The organism is Brevundimonas sp. (genome assembly GCF_036399195.1).
Lineage (GTDB): Bacteria > Pseudomonadota > Alphaproteobacteria > Caulobacterales > Caulobacteraceae > Brevundimonas.
On record NZ_DASWNO010000031.1, the window covers coordinates 1 to 8,023 of the forward strand.

Consider the following 8,023-nt stretch of genomic DNA (forward strand, 5'->3'; position numbering starts at 1 on the left):
CGCGCACCCGCTCGCGGCTCTCGGCCACGGCCTTGTCCGGCAGGCCGACGATGGCGAAGACGATGGGGCCGTCGTTGCCGACCAGCTGAACCTCGACGTCCACCCGCCGGGCCTCGACCCCTTCGAACGCGACCGTCACCACCCGAGCCGCCACGGCGTCCTCCGCTCATCCGCGGCGGAACAGATCACGAACGGAGGATGCCTGCAACTCCAATTATCGGTTCAACACAACCTGAAGATTCTTCAGGCGGCGCGTTTGCGCTCGATCGCATCCCACATCAGGGCGGCCGCATCGACGCCGCTGAAGCGCTTCATCTGCTGCGCCCCCGTGGGCGAGGTCACGTTGATCTCGGTCAGATAGTCGCCGATCACGTCGATGCCGACGAACAGCAGCCCCCGCTCCCGCAGCGTCGGCCCGATGGCGGCGCAGATCTCGCGGTCCCGCGCCGTCAGCTCGACGGGCGCCGCGGTGCCGCCGACCCGCAGGTTCGAGCGCACCTGCCCCTTGGCCGGAATGCGGTTGATCGCCCCCACCGGCTCGCCGTCGATCAGGATGATGCGCTTGTCGCCCTTCTCCACAGCCGGGATGAATTTCTGGATCACCAGCGGATCGCGGCTGCCCGTGGCGTGAATCTCGATCAGCGCCTCCAGGTTGGGATCGCCCGCCTTCAGCCGGACCACGCCCGAGCCGGCGGCGCCGTGCAGCGGCTTCAGCACCACGTCGCCGTGGCGCTCGTGGAAGTCCACCAGGGCGACGGGGTCGGACGAGATCAGCGTCGGCGGCGTCAGGCCGGGGAAACGGGTGACCAGCAGCTTTTCCGGCGCCGAGCGCACCTCGGCCGGGTCGTTCACCACCAGGGTGCGCGGATGAACCGTCTCCAGCAGATAGGTCGCCGTGACATAGGCCATGTCGAAGGGCGGATCCTGCCGCATCAGGATGACGTCGACGTCAGCGCCCAGGTCCAGCTTCGCCTCCGCGCCGAAGCTCACATGGTCCCCCTCGACCTGCCTCAGGGTGACCGGCCGCGCCCGGCAGAACAGCCGCCCGTCCTCCAGCGCCAGGGTGCGGAAGTCGTACACCCACTGCGCATGGCCCCGCTGCTGCGCCGTGGTCATCATCAGCCAGGTGGTGTCGGACTCGATATTGACGGCCTCGATGGGATCCATCTGGATCGCGACTTTCAGCATCGGGAGCGTCCTTCACAGCGGGCGGGAGCTTGGCTAATGGGCAGCGGCGGGACGGAGCGCAAGGCTGGCCCACGGACGCGCGGGTGGTGATTAGTGATTAGTGGGTAGTGAATGGCGCTGCGCTGTCAGCGGAAGGGCGGCGCAGGCCGATCCCTCGGTCAGGCGCCGGCCCAGCACTAATCACTAATCACTCACCACTCAGTTCAGCTGCAGCCTCACCCGGTCCACCGACATCCGGCGCGTGGCCTCCATCGGATCATCGAGCGAGCGGGCGCGGGACAGGGCCTCGAGCGCCCCCGTCAGGGCGCCCTGCTTCTCCCGCGCCGCGGCGACGTCGAGCCAAGGCCGGTGATCCTCGGGGTCCAGCAGCGCGCGGCGCAGGGCCGAGCGTTCAGCCCCGTCGAAGTCCTGGGCGCGGATGGCGCGGCTGAACAGCACGTTCTGCAGCCGGATCAGCGCCTGCCGGTCCGACACCGGCGCCATCAGTACGTCCAGCCGGTCCGCGACATGAGGCGTCAGCCCCGCCCTCAACGCTCGCCGCGTCAGTTCGGACGGCAGCACCACACGTCCCTGGCTGAACGGGTCCAGCGCCACCGGGCCGTCCGGGGTCTCGACCCGCAGCAGGAAGTGGCCGGGGAAGTCGACGCCCTGCGCCTTCACGCCCGCCCGACGCGCGGCGTCGAGATAGAAGACGCACAGGGTCGCCGACAGGCCCCGCCGCCGCTCGGCCACGTCGATGACGTCGGTGTTGGCGGGATCGTCGTAGTTCAGCAGGTCGCCGTTCAACCTCAGGTCGGCGGCCATCGTCTCGGCCAGGGCGTCGTCGGGACTTTCGCTGCCAATGCGCTCCGATAGGCGCTCGGCGGCGTTCCCGGCGAGGGTGCGGACCGGCTCCGGGTCGCGGAAGGGATAGTCGTGGATGGCGCAGGCGATCGCGGCTTCCAGCAGGGGGAAGGCCTCATCCCCGGCCTGTCCCGCCTCCGTCAGCAGGGCGATGGCGTCTTCACGCGTCAAGCCGCAGTCCTCCCGAACGCAACCACGCCGCGACGATGGCGCGGAAACCGGCCAGGAGCCAGCGCCACCGTGTCGATTCTGAGAACGTGTCCGGCCAAGCTGGGTCTTTGACGCAACACCGCCCGGCCCGCCGCCAGCAGCCGGTCGTACTGCGCCGGCGTCAGGGCCGTCAGCGCCGCCTCCAGGGTGGAGCGACGCTTCACCTCCACCACCGCCAGCGTCCGGCCCTTCCGCGCGAGGATGTCGATCTCGACGCCGGCGGCCTTCAGCCGGAAGCCGAGCACCTGATAGCCGCGCGCCATCAGCAGGGCGACCGCCATCCATTCGGCGGCGTGCCCGGCCCGATGCGAGCGCGATCCGGATCCGACGCGCCACGCCTGTTTGACCCGCTCGGACCGCGGAGCCTTGACGGGAGTCGGAGGCGTGGTCACCGGCCCTGCAGCTCCAGAGCCCGCTTGTAGAGCGGCTTGCGCGGCAGGTTCAGCGCGCGGGAGACCTCGGCCGCCGCCTCGCCCGGCGGCAGACGGGTCATGGCTTCGGCCAACGCCGCGTCGGCGTCCGCTTCCGACGCCGCCTCCGCCTCGCCCGGCGCGACCACGATCACGATCTCGCCCTTGGGCGACTGGCAGCGCGGATCGACCGCGAGCTCGGCGAGAGAGCCCCGGACGCACTCCTCGTAGAGCTTGGTCAGTTCGCGGCAGACGGCGGCGGGCCGGGACCCCAGCACCGCCGCCATGTCGGCGAGGCTGTCCGCCAGCCGGGGGCCGCTCTCGAAGAAGACCAGCGTCTGGCGTCCGGTGCGGACCTCTTCCAGCGCGCTGCGCCGCGCGCCCGACTTCGGCGGCAGGAAACCGGCGAACAGCACACGGTCGGCGGGCAGGCCGGCGATGCAGAGCGCCGCCAGCAGGCTGGATGCGCCCGGAATCGGATGCACAGGCAGTCCCTCGGCGATCACCGCCCGCGCGACCACGAAGCCGGGATCGCTGACCAGCGGCGTGCCGGCGTCGGACACCAGCGCCACCACCGCTCCCTCGCGCACCCGTTCGATCGCCAGCCCGGCGGCGCGCGCCGAGGCGTGGTCGTCGCAGCGCTCCAGCTTCGCCTTGAGCCCATAGGCCGACAGCAGCTTGCCCGTCACCCGCGTGTCCTCGGCCAGCACCAGATCGGCGGCGGCCAGCACGTCCAGCGCCCTCAGGGTGATGTCCCGCAGATTGCCGATCGGCGTCGCCACCAGATACAACCCGGGCGCCACGGGGCGCGGCGGGGGCTGGGCCGGCGGAAAGGCGACGGTGTCGGACATGGCCGGACCGTGCCAGCCGGGGCCGCTCCACTCAAGGGCGAGCGGTCGACCCTAGACCAGCAGCGCCTTCAGCACGCTGTCGAGCACGGACCGGCCCGCGACGGTCGCCGCGACCCGGCCATTCGAGACCGCGAGGAATCCGTCCTCGATCAAGCCGCCGAGCGGCCCGGCGGAGGAGGACAGGCCGAGGCCGGACAGCAGCCCCATCGAAACGCCCTCGACCGTCCGCAGGCCCAGCAGCACCCTCTCCTCGGCGGCTTCCAGCGGCGACTGGGTCTCGCGCTCGGCCCATGGAGCCGCCGCCGCGACGCCCCCGACATAATCGCCGATGGACCGGTGGGCGACCGTCGCGGTCCGCGCGCCGGCGAGGGTGAGCCGCCCGTGGGCGCCCGGTCCGACGCCGAGATAATCGCCGCCTCGCCAGACGTGCATGTTGTGCGCCGACCGGGCCTCGGCGCCACGCGCGTGGTTGGAGACCTCATAGGCCTCGAAGCCGGCGTCCCGCAGCACCCGCTGCGTCGTCTCGTACAGGTCGGCGGCCAGATCGTCGTCCGCAGGCGCCCACGCCCCCCTGGCCACGGCGCGGCCGAACGCCGTCGTCGGCTCGATGGTCAGCTGATACGGAGAGACGTGCTCGAACCCGAGCGCCAGCGCCTCCGTCAGTTCGCCGCGCCAGCCGTCCGGCGTCTGACCCGGCCAGGCGTAGATCAGGTCGATGGACAGGCGCGGAAAGGCGGTCCGGGCCACGCCCACCGCCCGCCGCGCCTCCTCCGCCGAATGGTTCCGGCCGAGGAAGGCCAGCGCCGCGTCGTCCAGCGCCTGCACCCCCATCGACAGCCGGTTGACCCCCGCCGCCGCCAGGGCGGCGAACCGGTCGGCCTCTGCGTCCGTGGGGTTGGCCTCCAGCGTGATCTCGACCGGGCCCGCAGGCGTGAAGAGCTCGCGCGCCCGTTCGATCACGGCGGCCACGGCGTCCGGCGCCATCAGCGACGGCGTCCCGCCGCCGAAGAAGATCGACGCCAGACCGCGCGGCCCAGTCAGCCCCGCCTGCCGCTCCAGATCGTTCAGGATCGCGGCGACGAGCCTCGCCTGCTCCTCGCTCCGCCCCCGGTCGCGCACGACGTTGAAGTCGCAATAGGGGCAGATGCGGGCGCAGTAGGGCCAGTGGACGTAGACGGCGACGTCGGAGCCGGGGTCGGGGACGGAGGGCATGGGGCGCTTGGTGATTAGTGGTTGGCGGTTAGTGGCTGGCCAGCGGCTGTGCAACGGCGCTGGCCGCGCCGCCCTTCCGCCGCCAGAGGCGCGGCGATCACTAACCACTAGCCACTAATCACTCGCCACTCACACCATCAAAGCCGCCTTCAGCTTCTCGAACGCGCGCGCCCGGTGGCTGATGGAGTCCTTCAGCGCCGGGTCCAGTTCACCAAAGGTCTGGCTGTGCCCGTCCGGAATGAAGATCGGGTCGTAGCCGAAGCCCCGGTCTCCGCGCGGCGGAAAGGTCAGCGTCCCGTCCACCCGGCCCTCGACCACCACAGCCGGTCCGTCCGGCCAGGCCACGGCCAGCGCCGAGGTGAACCACGCCCTGCGGTCGTCCGAGCCGACTTCCTCGAGCCGTTCCTCGACCCGGCGCATGGCGAAGGCGAAATCCTTCTCGGGCCCGGCCCAGCGCGCGGAAAAAATACCCGGCGCCCCACTCAGCGCCGCAACGGACAAGCCCGAGTCGTCGGCCAGGGAGACCTCGCCCGCCCTGTCGGCGGCATGGCGCGCCTTCAGCAGCGCATTGCCGACGAAGGTGCTCTCGGTCTCGTCCGGCTCGGGCAGATTCAGGCTCGCTGCGGTGACCACCTCGTAATGTCCGTCCAGCAGGGCGTTGATTTCGACCGCCTTGCCGGCGTTGTGCGTCGCCACGATCAGACGCATCCCCTTGATAAGTTTCAACTTCATGCCGATCACGCGCTCCGCAACAATCCATTGCCAAAGTTTAATATCGTTAAACGATATGTAACATGACTTCCTTAGGGGTATGGCCTATCTATTATCTCAAGAACGGGGACCGCACCGTTCCCCGAACAAGCCAAGACAGGCAAGATCGATGCAGCGGAACAACCAGATCGGGGTCAAAGCGGCCCCTTCAACAAGACAACGGAGAAAGACCATGAACACCATGAACGCTTCCTACTTCATCGAAAAGGTTGGCCACGGCATCCTGAACGCCTTCCTGCTCGCCGCCCTGCCGACCGCCCTGGTCTCCACCCTGCTCCAGGCTCTGTGATCGTTCGCCGGCCTGACCAGCCCGCAGGGCGGAAGGCCAGACAGAATGTCTCATTGGAGCTTTGACGATCGGCATGACAATCGCGATGAATAAGCCCGCGCGTGGGTTCACCGGACCCCGCGCGGCATCTTCGCCCAACCCCCCGGTCTGAACGAGGCCCGCCATGCGCTTCCCGAAGACGTTGCCGCTCGGGATCCGCCGCCCCACCGTCCGACCGCCGGTCCTGCCCGGCATCAGCACTGGATCGATGACCAGCTTCCTCAGCATGGCGCTGTGGGCCGGTTTCTGGGTCCTTGCCCTGCTGACCCTGCTCTCGGTCCTCGCCTTCATCTTCATCGTCTTCGCGCCGCTGGGTCCCCTCGGGTTGACCGCGACCTCCGACGACGGCGGCACCAGCGTGCCGATCCCCCGCGCCTATTTCCTGTTCGGCGTCGGCGCCTTCGCCGCCTATTTCGCGGGTTTCGCCCTGATCCTGCGCCACCTGCGCGCCATGGTGCGCTCGCTCCGCCGGGGCGATCCGTTCGAGCCCGCCAATGTCACGCGCCTGAAGCAGGTCGGCCTGACCCTCGCCCTCGTCACCGGCGGCTCATGGATCGGTCAGACGCTGGTGTCCCAATTCGTGCGTGGCGCCATGAAGGCTCCCAGCCTGTTTGATCTGGTCACTCCGACGTTCTCGATCCTCGTGGTGATCGTTCTGTCCCAGGTCTTCCGCGAGGGCTCGCGCCTGCGCCGGGAAGCGGAGCTGACTATTTGACCCCGCACCCCGCCCGTCCCTGTCTCGACCCGCGTCGCGCCCACGGCTAGAGAGGCGATCATGGCCATCCGCGTCCAGCTTGACCGCATCCTTCTCGAACGGCGCATGTCGCTGACCGAGCTGGCCGACCGCGTCGGCGTCACCCTCGCAAACCTCTCGATCCTGAAGACAGGCAAGGCGCGGGCGATCCGGTTCACCACCCTCGACGCCCTGTGCCGCGAGCTGAACTGCCAGCCGGGCGACCTGCTGGTCCAGACGCCGGGGCCGCAGGATCCGGGCTCCGATGAAGACCCCGACGGAAACGCGCCCGGCACGACATGAGCCGCCGCGACGACCTCAGCCCCGAGGATCGCCGCATCTGGGCCCGGGTGGCCGGCTCCGTGACTCCGTCGAAGCCGAAGAAGCCGCCGCGCGTGCTCGCCGGCGGCGCCATCGCCGATCCCCCCGCCGCGCCGCATCCGACGGGCGCCGTCAAGGCCCGCCCGAATCCCGCGCCGAGCTGGACCCCTGACGCAACGTCACAGGCGCGCATCCGGGGTCTCCCGGACGAACTGGAGCCCCGCCGCCAACGCCGCCTGTCGCGCGAGCGCGACCCCATTGAGGCCCGGATCGACCTGCACGGCTACCGCCGCTTCCAGGCGCAGGACGCCCTGACGGCGTTTCTCATGGGAGCGCAGGCCCGCGGCTATCGGTCGGTGTTGGTGATCACCGGTCAGGGCCGGCGCGGCGGCGGCGTCATCCGCGCCTCGGTCCACGAATGGCTTCAGGCCCCGGCACTGCGCGGCGTCGTCTCCGGCTTCGCCTCGGCCGCCCGCCACCACGGCGGCGAGGGCGCGCTGTATGTGACGATCCGGCGGGGATGAGGGAGTGATTAGTGGCTAGTGGCTAGTGGCTAGTCTCTGGTGGCTGCTGACTTCGCTGACCGCGACCCGACCGACCCGGCAAAATCACTAACCACTAGTCACTAGCCACTAGCCGCCAGCCACTACCCAAGCGCCAGCCCCGCGTCCTTCGCCAGCGCCTCCAGCGACACCATCGGCCGCGGTCCCCAGTGGGCGATGACTTCAGCGGCCGCCAGCGAACCCAGGCGGCCGGCGTCGTGCAGCGGCAGGCCGCGCGCGAGGCCGAGCAGGAAGCCCGCCGCGTACTGATCGCCGGCGCCGGTGGTGTCGACCACCTTTTCGACGGGGAAGGCCGCGACCTGGACCCGCTCCTCGCCGGCGATGACCACCGAGCCGGCCGCACCGCGCGTGACGGCCGCGACCTCCACCATGGCCGCGAGGCGGTCGGCGGCGAGGCCGAAATCGTCGGTCTCGAACAGGGCGGCTAGCTCGCCTTCGTTGGCCAGAACGATGTCGGCCGAGGCCGCGATGAAGGCCAGCAACTCGGCGCGCCAGCGGGCGACGACGAAGGTGTCCGACAGGGTGATCGCCACCTTGCGGCCCGCCGCGTGGGCGGCGGCGGCGGCGGCTTCGAAGGCGGCGCGGGCCGGGGC

Annotated in this window: 10 protein-coding genes and 1 pseudogene; 3 read left to right on the top strand and 8 right to left on the bottom strand. The window is 70.3% G+C overall.

What is annotated here, in order from left to right; translation table 11 throughout:
- The 7 genes and pseudogenes from VGB60_RS01730 to rdgB all read right to left on the bottom strand — a co-directional run.
- A pseudogene (locus VGB60_RS01730) lies at positions 1–154 on the bottom strand (ATP-binding protein); the annotation flags it as partial.
- A gap of 89 nt (positions 155–243) precedes the next feature.
- Positions 244–1,188, bottom strand: coding sequence for a glutathione synthase (gene gshB / locus VGB60_RS01735; protein ID WP_331036559.1), 945 nt, complete (start codon positions 1,186–1,188; stop codon positions 244–246).
- Positions 1,189–1,386: 198 nt separating this feature from the next.
- Complete coding sequence (locus VGB60_RS01740) at positions 1,387–2,202, bottom strand: SirB1 family protein (protein WP_331036560.1); 816 nt, start codon at positions 2,200–2,202, stop codon at positions 1,387–1,389.
- Positions 2,199–2,633, bottom strand: coding sequence for a YraN family protein (locus tag VGB60_RS01745; protein WP_331036561.1), 435 nt, complete (start codon positions 2,631–2,633; stop codon positions 2,199–2,201). The genes VGB60_RS01740 and VGB60_RS01745 overlap by 4 nt, the downstream gene beginning before the upstream one ends.
- A complete protein-coding gene (gene rsmI / locus VGB60_RS01750) occupies positions 2,630–3,502 on the bottom strand; it encodes a 16S rRNA (cytidine(1402)-2'-O)-methyltransferase (protein WP_331036562.1) in 873 nt (290 codons plus the stop codon). The genes VGB60_RS01745 and rsmI overlap by 4 nt, the downstream gene beginning before the upstream one ends.
- Positions 3,503–3,553: 51 nt before the next feature.
- On the bottom strand, positions 3,554–4,714 hold the full coding sequence (gene hemW / locus VGB60_RS01755) for a radical SAM family heme chaperone HemW (protein WP_331036563.1): 1,161 nt from the start codon (positions 4,712–4,714) through the stop codon (positions 3,554–3,556).
- 129 nt (positions 4,715–4,843) lie between these two features.
- Positions 4,844–5,446: an RdgB/HAM1 family non-canonical purine NTP pyrophosphatase gene (gene rdgB, locus VGB60_RS01760; RefSeq protein WP_331036564.1), complete on the bottom strand. Its 603-nt coding sequence runs from the start codon at positions 5,444–5,446 to the stop codon at positions 4,844–4,846.
- 491 nt (positions 5,447–5,937) lie between these two features.
- On the opposite strand from rdgB, the gene VGB60_RS01765 reads away from it, so the two are divergent.
- The 3 genes from VGB60_RS01765 to VGB60_RS01775 are packed head-to-tail and all read left to right on the top strand — an operon-like array spanning position 5,938 to position 7,391.
- Positions 5,938–6,528: a DUF2975 domain-containing protein gene (locus VGB60_RS01765; protein WP_331036565.1), complete on the top strand. Its 591-nt coding sequence runs from the start codon at positions 5,938–5,940 to the stop codon at positions 6,526–6,528.
- A gap of 60 nt (positions 6,529–6,588) precedes the next feature.
- Positions 6,589–6,849, top strand: a complete 261-nt coding sequence (locus tag VGB60_RS01770) for a helix-turn-helix transcriptional regulator (protein WP_331036566.1) — start codon at positions 6,589–6,591, stop codon at positions 6,847–6,849.
- On the top strand, positions 6,846–7,391 hold the full coding sequence (locus VGB60_RS01775; RefSeq protein ID WP_331036567.1) for a Smr/MutS family protein: 546 nt from the start codon (positions 6,846–6,848) through the stop codon (positions 7,389–7,391). The genes VGB60_RS01770 and VGB60_RS01775 overlap by 4 nt, the downstream gene beginning before the upstream one ends.
- Before the next feature lie 122 nt (positions 7,392–7,513).
- On the opposite strand, the gene VGB60_RS01780 is transcribed toward VGB60_RS01775, so the two are convergent.
- Positions 7,514–8,023 (bottom strand): PfkB family carbohydrate kinase (locus tag VGB60_RS01780; RefSeq protein WP_331036568.1); only part of this gene is annotated, 510 nt, incomplete at its 5' end.